Source organism: Mitsuaria sp. BK041 (assembly GCF_014193085.1).
GTDB lineage: Bacteria > Pseudomonadota > Gammaproteobacteria > Burkholderiales > Burkholderiaceae_C > Roseateles.
The window spans coordinates 1,159,676-1,176,118 of sequence record NZ_JACHYT010000001.1 but is presented as its reverse complement, the minus strand read 5'-3'; the positions used below and the strand labels follow the sequence as shown (position 1 = coordinate 1,176,118).

Genomic DNA, 16,443 nt, shown 5'->3' with positions numbered 1-16,443 from the left:
ATGCGGATCGCCATCATCGGCGCCGGCCTGGCCGGCGTGACCAGCGCCTACGAACTCGCGCTGCAAGGGCACGAGGTCCAGGTCTTCGAGCGCGACACCAGCGTCGCGACCGGCGCGAGCTTCGCGCCGCCGGGGCTCATCGCGCCGGGCCTGATGGCCGCGCGGGCGAACGCGCCGCTGCGCTGGCGCGGCAAGCCGGGCCAGATCGGCTGGCGCTTCGCCCACTGGCGCGCCGGTCGTGCGCGCGGCGCGCAGGCGATGCCCGAGGCGCTGCACGCGCTGGCGCTGCGCGGGCAGGCGGTGATGGCGGTGTGGCGACGTGAACTCCAGATGGAGGTCGAGCGCGAGGCCGGCGTGCTGCTGCTGTGGCGCAGCGCCAAGGACTACAAGGCCGCGGCGGCGCTGCTCGCCCGGCTGCAGGAGCGGCAGGTGCCGCATCGTGAGCTCGATGCCGAGGGATGCCGCGCGCAGGAACCCGGACTCAACGCCGAAACGCCGCTGCACGGCGGCATCCTGCTGACGCAGGACGAGGCCGCCAACGCGCGCCAGTTCAGCCAGGCGCTGCGGGTGGAGGCACAGCGGCTGGGCGTGCGCTGGCACTTCAACACCGACGTGCTGCGCGTCGAGCCGGGCAGCTCGCCCGCGGTGCACGTCGCGGCCGGCGAGCCGGTGCGCGTGGACGCGGTGCTGGTGTGCGCGGGCAAGGGCGCGGCGCCGCTGCTCGCGGCGCAGGGCCTGAAGCTGCCCTGGGGGACGGTCCACACCCACACGATCACGGCACCGCTGCGGCAGCTGGAAGCGCACCCGGACCTGGGGCCGCGCGCCACCGTGGTCGACATGAGCCTCGGCGTCAGCCTCACCCGGCTGGGGCAGCGCGTGCGCGTGGGCGGCGCCAATGAGCTCGGCGGCGCCTCGTCGCAGCCCGACGGCCAGTCGATGGGCGCGTTGCACCAGGCGGCGCATGACTGGTTCCCCGGCGCGCTGCTGGCCGGCGGACAACAGCGCTGGAAGACCGCGCGGCTGCTGCTGCCCGACGAGCTGCCGCTGATCGGCGAGTCGGGCCTGCCCGGCGTCTGGCTCAACATCGGCCACGGCGAGCATGGCTGGACCATGGCCGGCGCCGCGGCGCAATTGATCTCGGCCCGGCTGGCGAAGCAGGACCCGGGCATCGACGCCGCGCTGCTGGAGCCCGGCCGGCTGCGCTGACCATCGACGCGGAAGCGTCTGGCGGCGCCCCGCCTCGCCACGCTCCGGGGCCCGAAGCGCTAGAGTCGGCGCCATGCGGCCCGTCCTCCCCCTCTCCCTCGCGCAGCCCTTGCACGATGCGGCGTCGAGTCGACGCATCGAGTCGGCCGCGCTCTCGCGCCACCCGCCCCACACGCTGATCGAACGAGCCGGCCTGGCGGTCGCCCGACTCGCGCTGGCGCTGCGACCGCTCGGCCGCCACGCCGTCGTCATCGCCGGCCCCGGCAACAACGGCGGCGACGGCCTCATCGCGGCCCGGCATCTCGCGGCACGCGGATGGCGCGTCGACCTGCGTCTCATCGGGGCTGAACCGCGCCCGGGCACCGATGCGGCCCATGCGCTCGACGGCGCTCGTGCCGCTGGCTTGACGCCGCTCACCGACCTCGCCCCGCTGCCACACGATGCCGACTTGGTCATCGATGCCCTCCTCGGCCTTGGCGCGAACCGCGCGCCCGACGGCGCGTTCGTCGAAGCGATCCAGGCCATCGCCGCCTTGCGCAGTGCTGGCGCCCTGGTGCTTTCCGTGGACCTGCCGAGCGGGCTCGACGCGCGCACGGGCCAGCCGCTGGGCGCCGACGTGGTCGAGGCCGACCACACGCTGACCTTCCTGACACTCAAGACCGGGCTGTTCACCGGCGAAGGGCGCGCGCTCGCCGGGCGCCTGTGGTTCGATGACCTCGGCGAGGCGCCGGCCGAGGGCGCCGTCGCGCAAGCGCCCGCCACGCTCTTCGGCCGTGAGCGCATCGCGCGCTGGCAGCGCGATTTCCGCCGGTCGGCCTCGAGCCACAAGGGGCGGCATGGCGACGTGGTCGTGCTCGGCGGGGCGCCGACGATGCGCGGCGCCGCGTGGCTCGCAGCCACCTCCGCGCTCGCGGCCGGCGCCGGGCGTGTCTACGCGGCGCTGCCCGATGACGACGGCCTGGCCTGGCCGGCCCGGCCGGAGCTGATGCATTGGGACTTCGCGCGCTGGAGCGCTCCCGCCGAAGCCTGGCGGGACGTCGTCGCGGTGTGCGGCTGCGGCGGCGGGACGGCGATCGCGCCGGCGCTCTCGACCGTGCTGCATGGCGCACGCCACGTCGTGCTCGATGCCGACGCGCTCAACCTCGTGGCCGGCGATGAATCGCTGCAGGCCTCGCTGCGCCGTCGCGCCGCCCATGGCTGGTCGACCCTCCTGACGCCCCATCCGCTGGAAGCCGCCCGCCTGCTCGGACTGACGTCAGCCGCCGACGTGCAGGCCGACCGGCTCGCGGCCGCCGCGCAGCTCGCGCAGCGCTTCGGCGCGACGGTGGTGCTGAAGGGCTCGGGCAGCGTCGTCGCTTCGGCGGCGCAGCCCTTGTCGATCAACAGCACCGGCTCGTCGGCGCTGGCGACGGCGGGCAGCGGCGATGTGCTGGCCGGCTGGATCGGCGGCATGTGGGCGCAGTCGCCGGAGGTCTCGCCACACGATCTCGCCACGGCGGCCGTCGCCTGGCACGGTGCCGCCGCGGAAGGCCACGCCGGCCCGATGCTCGCCGCAGACCTCGTGGCCGCGATGGCCGCGCTGCACGCCCGGGCAGCGTAGCCGCGCGCCCACAACGACGAAGGCCTGGCAATGCCAGGCCTCGTGTCGTCCCGCTCGAAGCGGGTGATCTTCCGTCAGGCGCCTCGCTTGCGACGCGTCGTCTTGGCCGCGGGGGCGCCGCTGCCCTTCGCGGCGACCGACTTCGCCGCGCCGCGCGCCGTGCGCTTGGCCGCCTTGACCGGATGCGCCGACGCGCCCTTGGTCGCGCGTTCCGACTTGCGGCGCTCGGCCTTCAGCACGCGGTCGGCCTGCTCGATGCGCTCGAGCGCATCGACCGCCGTGGGCGGGTCCGGCGGCGGCAGCGGCATCGGCTCGACCGTCGCGGCGGGCGCGGCCGCGGCTTCACGCCGGGCACGCTGCTCGGCGCGCTTGTCCTGCTTGCGCGCCGGCCCCTTGCCGTCACCCCGCTTGTCGCCGAACTTGTCGCGGTGGGCGCCGCGCAGCAGGCGGTGCTCGTCCTGCTCGCGCACCAGGCGGAAGTCGATCTTGCGGCCGTCCAGGTCGACGCGGCTGACCTGCACCTGCACGCGCGCGCCGGTGGCATAACGGATGCCGGTGCGCTCGCCCCGCAGTTCCTGGCGGACCTCGTCGAAGCGGAAGTACTCGCCCCCGAGCTCGGTGATGTGGATCAGGCCCTCGACGTACATCGCGTCGAGCTGCACGAACAGGCCGAAGCTCGTCACCGCGCTGACGGTGCCGGCGAACTCCTCGCCCAGGTGGTCGCGCATGTAGCGGCACTTCAGCCAGGCCTCGACATCGCGAGAGGCCTCGTCGGCGCGGCGCTCGTTGGCGCTGCAGTGCGCGCCGACCACCTCCCAGCGCTCGAGCTCGGTCGATGCCAGGCCCGGGTTCGGGATCTTCGGCGCGGCCTTGCCCGGTCGCTTGGGCAGCGGGTTGGCCGCTTCCATCTTGTGCGCGTCCAGGGCGTACTTCTTCGTCCCGAGCAGGGCCTTGATCACGCGGTGCACCAGCAGGTCCGGATAACGCCGGATCGGGCTGGTGAAGTGCGTGTAGGCCTGGTACGCGAGGCCGAAGTGGCCCGAGTTGAACGGCGTGTAGATCGCCTGCTGCATCGAGCGCAGCAGCATCGTGTGGATCTGCTGGGCGTCGGGACGGTCCTTGGTCGCCTGGGCGATCGCCTGGAATTCGCCCGGCGTGGGATCGTCGCTGATGCCCATGCCGATGCCCAGCGTGCGCAGGTAGGCCTGCAGCGTGCCGCGCTTCTCCGGCGTCGGGCCCTCGTGGACGCGATACAGCGACGCGTGCTTGCCGCCGGCGATGAAGTCGGCCGCGCAGACGTTGGCGGCGAGCATCGCCTCCTCGATCAGCCGGTGCGCCTCGTTGCGGGTGCGCGGCACGATCTTCTCGATGCGGCCGTTGTCGTCGCAGACGATCTGGGTCTCGGTGGTCTCGAAGTCCACCGCGCCGCGCTTGGCCCGCTGCGACAGCAGCGCGCGGTAGACCTCGTGCAGGTGCAGCAGGTGCGGCACCAGCGCCTGGCGCTTGTGGGCCTCGGGGCCATGGGTGTTGCCCAGGATCGCCGCCACCTCGGTGTAGGTGAAGCGCGCATGCGAGTTGATGACCGCGGGATAGAACTGGTAGGCGTGCAGTTCGCCGGCCTCGGTGACCAGCATGTCGCAGACCATGGACAGGCGGTCCTGCTCCGGATTCAGCGAGCACAGCCCGTTGGAGAGCTTCTCCGGCAGCATGGGGATCACGCGGCGCGGGAAGTAGACCGAGGTCGCGCGCTCATAGGCGTCGCGGTCCAGCGGCTCGCCGGGCTTGACGTAATGGCTGACGTCGGCGATCGCCACCAGCAGGCGCCAGCCCTTGAAGGCGGTCTTGCCTCTGCCCTGCTTGTGGGGTTCGCAATAGACGGCGTCGTCGAAGTCGCGCGCGTCCTCGCCGTCGATGGTCACCAGCGCCACGTCGCGCAGGTCGATGCGGTGCTTCATGTCGACCGCGCGGACGCGGTCCGGCAGCTTCGCGGCCTGCTGCAGCGTGTCGGAGCTGAAGGCGTGCGGGACCTCGTACTTGCGCACGGCGATCTCGATCTCCATGCCGGGGTCGTCGATCTCGCCCAGCACTTCGGTCACCCGGCCGACCGGCTGCGAGTACAGCGACGGCGGTTCGGTCAGCTCGACCGCGACGATCTGGCCGGCGGTGGCGTTGGCGATCGCGTTCTTCGGGACCAGGATGTCCTGGCCATAACGCTTGTCTTCGGGCGCGACGAGCCAGATGCCCGACTCCAGCAGCAGCCGGCCGATGATGGGCTTCTTGCGGCGCTCCAGGATCTCCAGCACGCGGCCTTCGGGGCGGTTGCGCTTGTCGAAGCGCACAACGCGCACCCGCAGGCGATCGCCGTGCATCACGGCGTGCATTTCCTGCGAGGAGAGGTAAACGTCGGGCTGGCCGTCGTCGGGCATCAGGAATCCGTGCCCATCCCGGTGACCTTGAACCGTGCCTTCGATCTCCCCCATCAGCGGATGGCTCTGGGGGCTTGCGTTCTTGAAGTTTTTGATAATAGAATCCTTGTCTTTCCTGAAACGCAGAAGCCGTTTGGCGTTTCGAAGAAACTGAAGGCTCAAGAATACTGCAAAGTCGCTTGAGCTGAGTTTTTCGAGAAGTTGGCTTTTGACCTTGCCCAGGTGGCGGAATTGGTAGACGCACTAGTTTCAGGTACTAGCGGGTAACTCCGTGGAGGTTCGAGTCCTCTCCTGGGCACCAATTCTGAAAAGCCGGCCATGAGCCGGCTTTTCTCATTCTTCCGCCCAGGAAGTGATGTCCGGTGGACATCACGGGAGGACTCGAATGGTTTGGACCGTTGGTCCAAACCGGGGTCGCGCAAAGCGTGACCGAGTCCTCTCCTGCGGTGGCAGCGAGCGCGGCGCCCTTGCGGCAACCCCCAAACGAAAAGGGCCGACATCCGTCAGCCCTTCCCTCATCAGATCGCGAATTTCTTCGCCAGCGCATCTGGCCGCAGCGCGTCGTAATCCTCGAACGGCTGATGGATCCACGGGCTGGTTTCCAGCATCTCAACGTAATAGTCGGGCGTGTACTCCGACACGCTCTTCGTCCAGATCACGGCCGAGCGCAGCTCGCTGATCGCCGGCATGCCCCGCAGCCGCTCCACGACCGCCTTCAGCGTCACGCCAGAGTCCGCCAGGTCGTCCACCAGCAGCACTCTCCCGGCCAGTTCACCCTTGGGCATGGTGATGTACTTGGCGATATCCAACCGCCCCTGGATCGTCCCCGCCTCGGCCCGATAAGAGCTGGTGGACATGATGCCCAGCGGCTTGTCGAACACCCGCGACAGCACATCCCCCGGACGCATGCCGCCACGCGCCAGGCACAGGATCTGGTCGAACTCCCAGCCGGAGGCGTGCACCTTCAGCGCCAGGCGTTCGATCAGCAAATGGTATTCATCCCAGGACACGTACAGATGTTTGCCGTCGTCGGTCAGCATGGGGGAGGCTCCTCAGCGAAGAATGGATCAGGTCTGGATAAGACGGAATACAACAGGGCTCGAGCGATCGCTCAACCCTGGAACGGGTGCTGCAGCAGGATGGTGTGCTCGCGGTCGGGGCCGGTGGACACCATGGCGATCGGCGCGCCGATCACCGCTTCCACGCGCTTCAGGTAGTTGCGCGCGTTCTCCGGCAGTTGCTCCCAGCGGGTGATGCCGAAGGTCGATTCGGTCCAGCCGGGGAAGACTTCGTAGATGGGCTTGCACGCGGCGATGTCGTCGCCGTCCAGCGGCAGGATGTCGAGCTGCTTGCCGTCGAGCTCATAGCCCACGCACATGTTGATCTCAGCCAGGCCGTCGAGCACGTCCAGCTTCGTCAGGCACAGGCCGCTGATGCCGTTGATGATGATCGAGCGCTTCAGCGCGGCGGCATCGATCCAGCCGCAGCGGCGCGCACGGCCGGTGACCGTGCCGCGCTCCTGGCCGACCGTCGACAGGTGGTGACCCACCGTGCCGGGCGTTTCCCAGTCCAGCTCGGTCGGGAACGGGCCCGAACCGACGCGGGTCGCATAGGCCTTCGTGATGCCCAGCATGTAATGCAGCATCTGCGGCCCCACACCCGCGCCCGCGGCGGCGTTGCCGGCAACGCAGTTGCTCGAGGTGACATACGGATAGGTGCCGTGGTCGATGTCCAGCAGCGTGCCCTGCGCGCCTTCGAACAGGATGTTGTCGCCGCGCAGATGCGCCTTGTGCAGCATGTAGCCGACGTCGGCCATCATCGGCTTGATCTGCTCCGCCAGCGCCATCGCATGGTCGAAGATCGGCTGGAACTCCAGCGCCTTCGCATTCAGGTAGCCGGTCAGCGCGACGTTGTGCAGATCGATCAGTTCCTTGAGCTTCTTGGCGAAACGCTCCGGATGCTTCAGGTCCTGCACACGCAGCGCGCGGCGGGCGACCTTGTCTTCGTAGGCCGGGCCGATGCCCTTGCCGGTCGTGCCGATCTTGCCGCTGCCGCTGCTCTCGCGCAGCGCCTCGCGGGCGCGGTCGACCTCGACGTGGAAGGGCAGGATCAGCGGGCAGGACTCGCTGATGTACAGGCGCGAACGCACCTCGACGCCGGCCTTCTCCAGGCGCTCGATCTCCGACAGCAGGTGGGTCGGATCCAGCACCACGCCATTGCCGATGTAGCAGGCGACGCCGTCGCGCATGATGCCCGAGGGGATCAGCTGCAGCGCCGTCTTCACGCCCTTGATGACCAGCGTGTGGCCGGCGTTGTGACCGCCCTGGAAGCGCACCACGCCCTGGGCGTGATCGGTCAGCCAGTCGACGACCTTGCCCTTGCCTTCGTCACCCCACTGGGTGCCGACGACCACCACGTTGCGGCCGCGCGCGATCTCACTGCTTTGCATGACGTTCTTCCGATGAATTGAGGTTGAGGGGGTGGAGGGGCGGATCGCGTCGCTCAGAGCGATCGCAGCACCCATTGACCGCCGGCCTGAACCAGCTCGCGGTCGCATTCGAACTCGTCGTTCTCTTGTTCGTGGCCCGGCAGCACGCAGACCACGGTTTCGCCCTGCTCGCGCAGGCGACGGACGGCCGCGCGCAGGTCGGGATCCTCGCCCCAGGGGGCACGCACCGCGGCCCGCAGCGAGGTGGCGGGAATCAGCCCCACCAGCGTCTTCAGGTCCAGGCTGAAGCCGACCGCCGGACGGCGACGGCCGAAGACCGCCCCCACCTCGTCGTAGCGGCCGCCGCGCAGGACGGCATCGGTGCCGCCCACCGCGTACAGCGCGAAACGCACGCCGCTGTAGTAGCCGAAGCCCGGCAGGTCGGCGAGGTCCACGCCGATGCGCACGTCGGGATAGGCCGCGCGCAGGTGACGGATCAACCACTCCAGGTCGTCCAGTGCAGCCGTGACCAGCGCATTGGCCGGCAGCGCGCGGCGCGCGTCGGCCAGCACCTCGACACCGCCGTACAGGCGCAGCAGCGTCTGCAGCGCGGTGACGACGTCGTCCGGGAGTTCGTTGGAGAACGCCGCCACGCCGGCCGCGTCCTTGGCGGCCATGGCGGCCACCAGCGCATTCAGGCGGTCCTCGCTCAAGGCGTGATCGCCCAGCACGCCACGCACCAGGCGCGCGTCGCCGAGGTCCAGCACCAGCTGCGTCAGGCCGGCGCGCTGCATCGCGTCGATGGCCAGTTCCTGCGCCTCCAGGTCGGCCTCGAGCCCGGCATGGCCGTAGATCTCGACGCCGAACTGCAGCGGCTCGCGCGTCGCAGTCAGGCCTTCGGCGCGGGTGTGCAGCACCGGACCGCAGTAGCACAGGCGCGTCACGCCGGCGCGGTTCAGGAGGTGGGCATCGATGCGCGCGACCTGCGGCGTGGTGTCGGCGCGCAGGCCCAGGCTGCGACCGGAGAGCTGGTCGACGAGCTTGAAGGTCTTGAGGTCCAGCGCCTGACCGGTGCCGGAAAGCAGCGAGTCGAGATGCTCCAGCATCGGAGGCATCACCAGCTCGCAACCGTAGGTCCGCGCCATGTCCAGCAACTCGCGGCGCAGTTCTTCGATGCGGCGGGCCTGGGAGGGCAGGACGTCAGCAATGTGCTCGGGCAGCAGCCAAGCAGAGGCCATGGACGTTCAGGGAGGGGGTTAAAAACGGCATTGTACCGGGGTCGCGGCGAACCTCGACCTCCGAGCCCCTCACGCGGGGGCCCGGCGCGGATTCGCCAACGATTCACCGAGCCTTCGTGACGGGCTGCCCATTTGGGATGCTTCGAGCGCTTCGGGAGCGCGTCAAAGCAGCAACAGCAGCAGCGCGCCGCAGGCGAGGCTGGCCAGCCCGAGGAACCTCAGCTGGCCGTCACTCATCGCCAGCAGCCGGGCGAACAGCTGCCGCCAGGCGCCAGGATTCAGGAAGGGCATCAGCCCTTCCATGATCAGCAGCAGCGCCAGCGCCGCCAGCCACTTGTCGCCGCTCATGACGAGACCGCCCTCCCCGGCCGTGGCCGGTCAGCTCGATGGCGAACGGGCGGGCCGACCGGCCCGCCCGGGATCACTTCTTCGGAGCCGCCGCCGGCGCGCCCGGGCCGCCGGTGCGCATCGCGTTGAAGAACTGGCTCGACGGGTCCAGCACCATCACGTCGCCCTTGCCCTTGAACGAGCGCTGGTACGCATCCAGCGAGCGATAGAACTGCGCGAACTGGGGATCGCGACCGAAGGATTCCGAGTACAGCGCCGACGCCTTGGCATCGCCCTCGCCCATGATCTTCTGCGCGTCTCGGTAGGCCTCGGCGGTGATGATCTCGCGCTGCTTGTCGGCATCGGCCTTGATCTTCTCGCCCTCGGCCGCGCCGGTCGAACGCAGTTCGTTGGCGACGCGGGCGCGTTCCGACTTCATGCGGTTGTAGACCGACTCGGTGATGTTGGCGGCGAAGTCGACCCGCTTGACCCGCACGTCGACGATTTCGATGCCGAACTGCTTGGCTTCTTCCTCGAGGCGCTTGCGCACATCCTGCATGACCTTCTCGCGCTCGGTGGCCAGCACCGCGCGCACGGTGCGCTTGGTCACTTCCTCGTTGAGCGCGGCCTGCACGATCGGGCTCAGGCGGGTTTCCAGGTTGCGCAGCTGCGTGCCGCTGTTGCGGATGTACTGGCGCGAGTCGACGATGCGCCACTTCACCAGCCAGTCGATGACCAGGCTCTTCTTCTCGGCGGTGAAGATGGGGCGCGGATCGGCCGCGTCCAGCGTCTGCACGCGGCGGTCCAGGAAGACCACGTTCTGCAGCGGCGGCGGCAGCTTGAACTTCAGGCCGGGCTCGGTGATCACTTCCTTGATCTCGCCCAGCGAATAGACGACCGCGAACTGGCGCTGGTCGACGACGAACAGCGTCGAACTGGCGATCATGAACAGGATCAACAGGCCGACGACGACGGAGACGATGCGATTCATTGTTGTGGGCTCCCTGTCGATCAACGGCCGTCGCGGTCGCGGCTGCGCATGCTGTCGCGCGAGCGCGGATCGCTGCCCAGCGACGAGGCGCCCGAGGTCGCCGGATCGGTCGGCACCACCGGCGTGGGCGCCGTGGTCGTGACCGTGCCGCCGGGCTGCGTCTGCTGCATCAGCTTGTCCAGCGGCAGGTACAGCAGGTTGGAACCGCTCCTGGCGTCCACCATCACCTTGGTCACGCGGGAATAGACCTGCTGCATCGTGTCGATGTAGAGGCGGTCGCGGGTGACGGCCGGCGCCTTCTGGTACTCGGCCAGCACCGACTTGAAGCGCTGCGCGTCACCCTCGGCGAACGAGACGACGCGGGCGCGGTAGGCCTCGGCATCCTCGCGCAGGCGGGCCGCCTGGCCCTGCGCGCGGGGGATCACGTCGTTGGCATAGGCCTCGCCTTCGTTCTTCAGGCGCTCGCGGTCGGCGTTGGCCCGGAAGGCATCGTCGAAGGCGGCCTGCACCTGCTCGGGCGGCTGCACGCTGCTGACGTTGACGTTGACGATCTGGATGCCAGTCTTGAGCCGGTCCAGTTGCGCCTGGATGGACTTGGCCAGGTCGATCGCGATCGCGTCGCGCTGCTCGTACAGCACCGAGTCCATGTTGCTGCGGCCGACGATCTCGCGCACCGCGGATTCGGACGCCTGGTTGACGGCCTCGTCGGTGTTGAAGTTCTCGAAGAGGTAGTCGCGCGCATCCTTCAGCCGGTACTGCACGGTGAAGCGGATGTCGATGATGTTCTCGTCCTGCGTCAGCATCGACGAATCCCGCAGGCCCGATGCCTGGCCGACCGAATTGCGGCCGACCTCGACGGACTGCAGCTGCGTGAACGACACCACCTCGTGCGCCTGGAACGGATACGGCAGGCGGTACTGGATGCCGGCATCGACGGTGCGGCTGTACTTGCCGAAGGACGTGATGACGCCCTGCTGGCCTTCCTGGACGATGAACACGCCGCTGGCCAGCCAGCCCAGCACCACCACGCCGACCACCAGGCCAACGCCGATGCCGGCGCCCTTCATGTCGGGCTGCGGGCTACCGCCGCCGCTGCCGGCCGGACCGTTGCCGTCATTGCCGCCGCGGCCGCCGAACAGGCGCGAGAGCTTGCGGTTGAAATCGCGCCACAGCTCGTCCAGATCGGGCGGGCCTTCGTTGCGGCCATTGCTCATCCAGAGCCCCACCCAGCGGCGCAGGCCACGGGCTCCACCCTGCGGGCCACGTCCGCCGCCAGCGGCGGACAGGCGATCGTCTTGATTCATACGCATCCTGATGAGGAAGTCTTGTTGCGAGTATCGGGCATTGCGCAGCGTTCTCAGCCTGTGCGCCCCTGCGGATCATCCTGCGGGACTGTCCGAGCTTGGGTCAGGTCTTGATCGTTCAAGGTGCCGTCGTCACCGTCATCTCCGTCAGCCGACGCCGGTTTTCCGGAGACCTCGGGATCATCGTTCCCGTCGGCCCCATCGGCCTCCTCGAGCGCCTGGCCGGCGTACTCGGGCACCGGCTCGGCCTGCATCAACGAGGCGATCATCGCGCGCAGTTCGTCCAGACCCTCGCCCTGCGCCGCGCTGACGAAGACGCGGGGCAGGCGCTGGCCGCCGTGCTCGCCGCCGATGCGCGTCAGCCAGTCCTGCAGCTGGCGCGGGCGCTGCGTGGGCTCGAGCAGGTCCAGCTTGTTGTAGACGAGGATCTGCGGAATGTGCTGCGCGCCGATCTCGGCGAGCACCCGCTCGACCTCCTCCATCTGCTCGGTCAGCACCGGGCTGGCGGCGTCGACCACGTGCAGCAGCAGGTCGGCATCCGCGGCCTCCTGCAGCGTGGCCTTGAACGCCTCGACCAGCTTGTGCGGCAGGTCGCGGATGAAGCCGACGGTGTCGGACAACGAGACGCTGGTGCCCGCCTCCTCGAGGTAGAGCGAACGCGTCGTCGTGTCCAGCGTGGCGAAGAGCTGGTTGGCCGCGTAGGTCCTGGCCTTGGTCAGGGCATTGAACAGCGTGCTCTTGCCGGCATTGGTGTAGCCCACCAGCGAGACGCGGAACACCCCGTTGCGGGCGCGGGCGCGGCGCTGCGTGGAGCGCTGGCGCTCGACCTTCTTGAGGCGTTCCTTGATCGACTTGATGCGGTCGTCGATCATCCGGCGGTCCAGTTCGATCTGGCGCTCGCCGGGGCCGCCGCGCATGCCGATACCGCCGCTCTGGCGCTCCAGGTGGCTCCAGCGGCGCACCAGGCGCGTGGCGAGGTACTGGAGCCGCGCCAGCTCGACCTGCAGCTTGCCCTCGAAGCTCTGGGCGCGCGCGGCGAAGATCTCCAGGATCAGCGCGGTGCGGTCGGCCACGGGCACGCCGAGGTGGCGTTCCAGGTTGCGTTGTTGGGCGGGGGAGATGGCCTGGTCGAACAGCACGGTGTGCGCGCCCAGCGCGTCCACCATCAGCTTGATCTCGTCGGCCTTGCCGGATCCGACGAACAGCGCCGCGTCGGGCGCCTTGCGCTTGGCCACGATCCGGGCGACCGGCGTGTCACCGGCCGACTCGGCCAGCAGCGCGAGTTCGTCGAGGGTGGGGTCGAAGGCCACGTCGCGGCCCAGATCGACCCCCACCAGAATGGCGCGCGCCGCCTCGGGGGGCGGCGTCGAATGGGTGGGGTCTTGTTTGGTCAATCAGCGTCAGCTGGCGTCGTTGCTCTCGCCGGCGTGGAAGTTCACGGCGCGGCCGGGGACCACCGTGGAGATGGCGTGCTTGTAGACCATCTGCGTCACCGTATTGCGCAGCAGCACCACGTACTGGTCAAAGGACTCGATGTGGCCTTGCAGCTTGATGCCGTTCACAAGGTAGATGCTCACAGGAACATGCTCCTTGCGCAGCAGGTTCAGGAAGGGGTCTTGCAAGAGTTGTCCTTTGTTGCTCACGATATGCTCCGTGTTGTGAGAGTGGTGTTGGAAGCCCGGACCTTATCACAGCACCGGGTTTCCCCGGACGGCCGCGAACTCAGGTTTCGGCGAACGGGTTCTTCGAGGACCGCAGCTCGATCCGCAGCGGCGTGCCCACCAGCTTGTAGTGGTCGCGGATGCGCCCTTCCAGGTAGCGCTTGTAGACGTCGCTGACGCCGTCCAGCGCATTCCCGTGAATGACGACGATCGGGGGATTCATCCCGCCCTGGTGCGCGTAGCGCAGCTTCGGACGCGAGATCCCCGCCCGCTGCGGCTGCTGGTGCTGCACCGCCTCCTGGATGAGACGGGTCAGCACCGGCGTCGTCATCTTGCGATAGGCCGACGAATAGGCATCCGCCAGCGCCTTCCACAGCGGGCCCAGGCCCTGCCGCTTCAGCGCGGAAATCTTCAGGATGGGGGCGAAGCGCAGGAAACCAAGACGGGTCAGGATCTGGCGTTCGATGGTTTCGCGCTGGTAGCTGTCGATCGCGTCCCACTTGTTGATCGCGACCACCACGGCGCGGCCGCTGTCCAGGACGTAGCCGGCGATGTGGGCATCCTGGTCGGTGACGCCCTGCGTCGCGTCGATCAGCAGCAGCACCACGTTGGCGTCGGCGATCGCCTGCAGCGTCTTGACGACCGAGAACTTTTCGATCGCCTCGAACACCTTGCCCTTGCGGCGCAGGCCGGCGGTGTCGATCAGCTTGAACTTCTGGCCGTTGCGCTCGAAGTCGACGCTGATGGCGTCGCGCGTCGTGCCGGGCATGTCGAAGGCGACCAGGCGCTCCTCGCCCAGCCAGGTGTTGATCAGCGTGCTCTTGCCGACGTTGGGCCGGCCGGCGACCGCCAGGCGGATGGCCTTGGACTCGTCCTCTTCCGCACCCTCGCCTTCGAAGGCCTCGTCCTCGGCGGGCGCCTCGAAGCTGTCCAGCACGGCTTCCAGCAGCGAGCGGATGCCCTGCCCGTGCGCGGCCGAGACCGGATGCGGCTCGCCCATGCCCAGTTCATGGAACTCGGCCAGCAGCGGGCTGTCGCTCATGCCCTCGGCCTTGTTGACCGCGACAAAGACGCGCTTGTTGCACTGGCGCAGGTAGCGGCCGATGTCCTGGTCCTGGCCGGCCAGGCCGGTGCGCACGTCCAGCACGAAGATGACGGCATCCGCCTCGGCCACGGCCTGGCGGGTCTGCTTGGCCATCTCCTTGACGATGCCGGTGGAGCTATCGGGCTCGAAACCGCCGGTGTCGATGACGATGAACTCGCGATCGCCCAGGCGCCCGTCGCCGTAATGGCGATCGCGCGTGAGACCGGCGAAGTCCGCGACGATGGCGTCGCGGCTCTTCGTCATCCGGTTGAACAGCGTGGACTTGCCCACGTTGGGGCGGCCCACCAGGGCGATCACAGGTTTCATATCAGTCTTGGCGCAGCGCGAACAGGCGTCCGCTGCGGGTGGCGACCAGCACCGTGCCGCCGAGCTGCACCGGCGCCGCGGCGATGCCGGAGCTGTCGGTCTGCAGGCGCTGCACGGTCTGGCCCTTGTCCTTGGACAGGAAGTGCACATAGCCCTCGCTGTCGCCGACGATGACCGACTTGTCGGTCACCAGCGGTGCGCTGAGCTTGCGGTTCTGGAATTGGTCGGCGGTCCAGACGACGTCGCCGCTGCGCGTGCCCCAGGCGGTCAGCCGGTCCGAGGCGTCGCCACCGACGACGATCGTCGCGTCGGCGCCCACGCCGCGCAGGCCGGCGTTGTTGCGGGTCCAGATGGTGTTGCCGCGCTCGCCGTTGACGCAGGCGACGGCCGACTGGAACGCGCGGGCGCAGAACACCTCGTTGTCGCGGGCCATCGGGCCGACCAGGTCGGCCAGGCGCTCGACCTCGTTGGTGCCGCGCGGGTTGGCGATGGTCGCTTCCCACATCAGCAGGCCGCGGGTCGGGTCGACACCCGCCAGGCGGGAGCCCTGCCCCACCAGCAGCGTGTTCTGGTAGGCACCGATCACGCCGGCCTGCTGCAGCGTCAGCGGCTCGCCCGGACGGCGCAGCTCCCACAGGCGACGGCCGTCAGCCGCGTCGAAGGCCAGCGCCGCGCGGTCCAGCGTCAGCACGAACACGCGCTCGCCGGCAACGAACGGCGCGGTGATCACCGGCGTCGTCAGCGTCTTGCGCCACAGGATCCTGTCGCCCTCGGTGACGACCAGCTCGTTCTCGCGCGTCACGGCGGCGGCGAAACGGCCATCGCTGCCGACGCCGGCGCTCAGGCCCTTGCCGATGTCGGCGCGCCAGAGCGTGGTGCCGTCGGTGGCGGAGATCGCGCTGATCACGCCGTCCGACCCGCCCACGACGAAGCGGTCGTTCACCGCGGTGATGGTCAGCGGGAACTTGACGCTGTCCACCCGCGCTTCCCAGGCCACACGGGCCTGCAGCGACGGGGTGATGTTCTCCAGCGGCGCCGGCTTGGGCGCGTTCGAGCTGCTGAACAGCGAGCAGGCGCCCAGCGTCATCGCGACGCCGCCCAGCAGCAGCGCCCGGCTCAGCGCGCCCAGGGTGACGCGGGCCGTCATTGCGCGGCTCCCGCGGCGGCGGCATCGCCACCCACCGCCACGCCCAGGCTGGCCAGCTTCACTTCCAGCAGGCGACGGTAGTCCAGCTGCTTGTCCATGCCGTCATACGCCTTCTTGAACTCGGTCTTGGCGACATCGGGCTTGTTCTGCAGCAGCGCCAGGTCGCCGCGGCGGTCGGCCGCCAGCGGCGCGAAGTCGGCGCTCTTGACGCCGTCCAGCGTCTTGGCGGCTTCGTCGTACTGCTTGGCGTCCATCTGCAGCGCCGCCAGTCTCAGGCGGGCCAGGTCGCGGTAGGCCTCGCCCTTGGCATTGGCCACCGCCCAGGTCAGCGTGGCGCGCGCGTCGTCGGCCTTCTCCTTGTCCAGCTGCAGTTTGGCGGTCATCAGCGCGGCCTGCGCCGTGTAGCCGGTGGAGGCGAAGTCCTGCTTCAGCGTGCCGAAGACGGCGGCGCCCTTGCCCAGGTCGCCGGCCTGGACCGCGCGTTCCAGCTCGCTGAACATCGCGCCGGCCTTGGCGGCCTCGTTGCGCTGCCAGTAGTTCCAGCCGGTCCAGCCGGCGTAGGCCACCAGCACCAGCGTCAGCAGCCAGGTGATCGCATTGCCCCAGCGCTTCCAGAACGCCTTGAGCTGCTCCAGCTGTTCCTGTTCTTCGAGATCGAGATGAGCCGCCATGTGCGAGTGTGGGTCCGTCGGTTGAGGGTCGAA

General features: G+C 69.2%; 14 protein-coding genes and 1 tRNA gene. 3 read left to right on the top strand and 12 right to left on the bottom strand.

Translation table 11 applies throughout. From position 1 onward, the window contains the following. A complete protein-coding gene (locus FHT38_RS05105; protein ID WP_183490430.1) occupies positions 1-1,206 on the top strand; it encodes an FAD-dependent oxidoreductase in 1,206 nt (401 codons plus the stop codon). Positions 1,207-1,279: 73 nt separating this feature from the next. After that, a complete protein-coding gene (locus FHT38_RS05100; protein ID WP_183490427.1) occupies positions 1,280-2,806 on the top strand; it encodes an NAD(P)H-hydrate dehydratase in 1,527 nt (508 codons plus the stop codon). Positions 2,807-2,880: 74 nt separating this feature from the next. On the opposite strand, the gene rnr is transcribed toward FHT38_RS05100, so the two are convergent. Then, positions 2,881-5,331, bottom strand: a complete 2,451-nt coding sequence (gene rnr / locus FHT38_RS05095; protein ID WP_310737393.1) for a ribonuclease R — start codon at positions 5,329-5,331, stop codon at positions 2,881-2,883. Positions 5,332-5,448: 117 nt separating this feature from the next. On the opposite strand from rnr, the gene FHT38_RS05090 reads away from it, so the two are divergent. Further along, positions 5,449-5,533, top strand: a tRNA-Leu gene (locus FHT38_RS05090). A gap of 217 nt (positions 5,534-5,750) precedes the next feature. Here the strand turns inward: FHT38_RS05090 and FHT38_RS05085 are convergent. The 11 genes from FHT38_RS05085 to FHT38_RS05035 all read right to left on the bottom strand — a co-directional run bounded on the left by FHT38_RS05085 (position 5,751) and on the right by FHT38_RS05035 (position 16,410). Next, on the bottom strand, positions 5,751-6,272 hold the full coding sequence (locus tag FHT38_RS05085; RefSeq protein ID WP_091722945.1) for a phosphoribosyltransferase: 522 nt from the start codon (positions 6,270-6,272) through the stop codon (positions 5,751-5,753). 71 nt (positions 6,273-6,343) lie between these two features. Next, positions 6,344-7,681 (bottom strand): adenylosuccinate synthase, encoded by a 1,338-nt coding sequence (locus FHT38_RS05080; RefSeq protein ID WP_183490424.1) that lies wholly within the window; start codon positions 7,679-7,681, stop codon positions 6,344-6,346. A 53-nt stretch (positions 7,682-7,734) separates the two neighbouring features. Further along, positions 7,735-8,898, bottom strand: coding sequence for an ATP phosphoribosyltransferase regulatory subunit (locus tag FHT38_RS05075; RefSeq protein ID WP_091722937.1), 1,164 nt, complete (start codon positions 8,896-8,898; stop codon positions 7,735-7,737). Positions 8,899-9,060: 162 nt separating this feature from the next. Then, complete coding sequence (locus FHT38_RS05070) at positions 9,061-9,246, bottom strand: DUF2065 domain-containing protein (protein WP_091722933.1); 186 nt, start codon at positions 9,244-9,246, stop codon at positions 9,061-9,063. Between the two features lie 73 nt (positions 9,247-9,319). Continuing rightward, positions 9,320-10,216, bottom strand: a complete 897-nt coding sequence (gene hflC, locus FHT38_RS05065) for a protease modulator HflC (protein WP_183490421.1) — start codon at positions 10,214-10,216, stop codon at positions 9,320-9,322. A 20-nt stretch (positions 10,217-10,236) separates the two neighbouring features. Further along, a complete protein-coding gene (hflK, locus tag FHT38_RS05060) occupies positions 10,237-11,430 on the bottom strand; it encodes an FtsH protease activity modulator HflK (protein WP_255488741.1) in 1,194 nt (397 codons plus the stop codon). A gap of 143 nt (positions 11,431-11,573) precedes the next feature. Next, positions 11,574-12,914, bottom strand: coding sequence for a GTPase HflX (gene hflX / locus FHT38_RS05055; RefSeq protein WP_221213734.1), 1,341 nt, complete (start codon positions 12,912-12,914; stop codon positions 11,574-11,576). Positions 12,915-12,920: 6 nt separating this feature from the next. Continuing rightward, positions 12,921-13,163 carry an RNA chaperone Hfq gene (gene hfq / locus FHT38_RS05050; protein ID WP_091722923.1) on the bottom strand — a complete coding sequence of 81 codons (243 nt, stop codon included), beginning with the start codon at positions 13,161-13,163 and terminating at the stop codon, positions 12,921-12,923. A 79-nt stretch (positions 13,164-13,242) separates the two neighbouring features. After that, positions 13,243-14,592, bottom strand: a complete 1,350-nt coding sequence (gene der / locus FHT38_RS05045) for a ribosome biogenesis GTPase Der (RefSeq protein WP_091722919.1) — start codon at positions 14,590-14,592, stop codon at positions 13,243-13,245. A 1-nt stretch (position 14,593) separates the two neighbouring features. Then, entirely contained in the window at positions 14,594-15,739 is a 1,146-nt protein-coding gene (bamB, locus tag FHT38_RS05040) for an outer membrane protein assembly factor BamB (protein WP_183490415.1), read from the bottom strand. Next, positions 15,736-16,410 carry a tetratricopeptide repeat protein gene (locus FHT38_RS05035; RefSeq protein ID WP_091722909.1) on the bottom strand — a complete coding sequence of 225 codons (675 nt, stop codon included), beginning with the start codon at positions 16,408-16,410 and terminating at the stop codon, positions 15,736-15,738. Before FHT38_RS05035 ends, bamB begins: the two co-directional genes overlap by 4 nt. Between the last annotated feature and the right edge of the window lie 33 nt (positions 16,411-16,443).

Bases quoted from the DNA above. Each gene is read 5' to 3' on its own strand.
- FHT38_RS05105 (WP_183490430.1), top strand. From the start codon at position 1: ATGCGGATCGCCATCATCGGCGCCGGCCTGGCCGGCGTGACCAGCGCC.
- FHT38_RS05100 (WP_183490427.1), top strand. From the start codon at position 1,280: ATGCGGCCCGTCCTCCCCCTCTCCCTCGCGCAGCCCTTGCACGATGCG.
- FHT38_RS05085 (WP_091722945.1), bottom strand. From the start codon at position 6,272: ATGCTGACCGACGACGGCAAACATCTGTACGTGTCCTGGGATGAATAC.
- FHT38_RS05080 (WP_183490424.1), bottom strand. From the start codon at position 7,681: ATGCAAAGCAGTGAGATCGCGCGCGGCCGCAACGTGGTGGTCGTCGGC.
- FHT38_RS05075 (WP_091722937.1), bottom strand. From the start codon at position 8,898: ATGGCCTCTGCTTGGCTGCTGCCCGAGCACATTGCTGACGTCCTGCCC.
- FHT38_RS05070 (WP_091722933.1), bottom strand. From the start codon at position 9,246: ATGAGCGGCGACAAGTGGCTGGCGGCGCTGGCGCTGCTGCTGATCATG.
- hflC (WP_183490421.1), bottom strand. From the start codon at position 10,216: ATGAATCGCATCGTCTCCGTCGTCGTCGGCCTGTTGATCCTGTTCATG.
- hflK (WP_255488741.1), bottom strand. From the start codon at position 11,430: ATGAGCAATGGCCGCAACGAAGGCCCGCCCGATCTGGACGAGCTGTGG.
- der (WP_091722919.1), bottom strand. From the start codon at position 14,592: ATGAAACCTGTGATCGCCCTGGTGGGCCGCCCCAACGTGGGCAAGTCC.
- bamB (WP_183490415.1), bottom strand. From the start codon at position 15,739: ATGACGGCCCGCGTCACCCTGGGCGCGCTGAGCCGGGCGCTGCTGCTG.
- FHT38_RS05035 (WP_091722909.1), bottom strand. From the start codon at position 16,410: ATGGCGGCTCATCTCGATCTCGAAGAACAGGAACAGCTGGAGCAGCTC.